Raw genomic sequence first — 390 nt, forward strand, 5'->3', positions numbered from 1 at the left:
CGCCTGGGGCGCGAGCCTGGACGCGAGCCGCACGCACCGGCTGACAGGCCGTTCCTGGTCCGGGACCGACGGCATCGTCCGCGTGGACGTCAGCACGGACGGCGGGCAGCGCTGGCACCGGGCACGGCTGCACGATGCCGCGCGCCGCGACAGCTGGGTCCGCTGGTCCACCGACTGGCGTCCACCGGCCCCAGGCACGTACAGCCTGCTCGCTCGTGCCACGGACAGCACCGGCCGTACCCAGCCGGACACCACCGTGCCGAACACCCAGGGCTACCTCTTCGACGCCGTGGTCCGACACCCGGTGCAGGCAGTGTGAGCCAAAGCGAGCGGCGAGTTCATCGGGATGGATCAGAGCCTTGGCGAGTCCCGTCCCTTCGCCGCGTCCGG

Annotated in this window: 1 pseudogene; it reads left to right on the forward strand. The window is 72.6% G+C overall.

The features are described from left to right. Positions 1 to 319, forward strand: a pseudogene (locus tag TN53_RS42780) (sulfite oxidase); the annotation flags it as partial. Positions 320 to 390: the final 71 nt, after the last annotated feature.

Origin of the sequence: Streptomyces sp. WM6386 (assembly GCF_000972385.1) — a bacterium.
Lineage (GTDB): Bacteria > Actinomycetota > Actinomycetes > Streptomycetales > Streptomycetaceae > Streptomyces.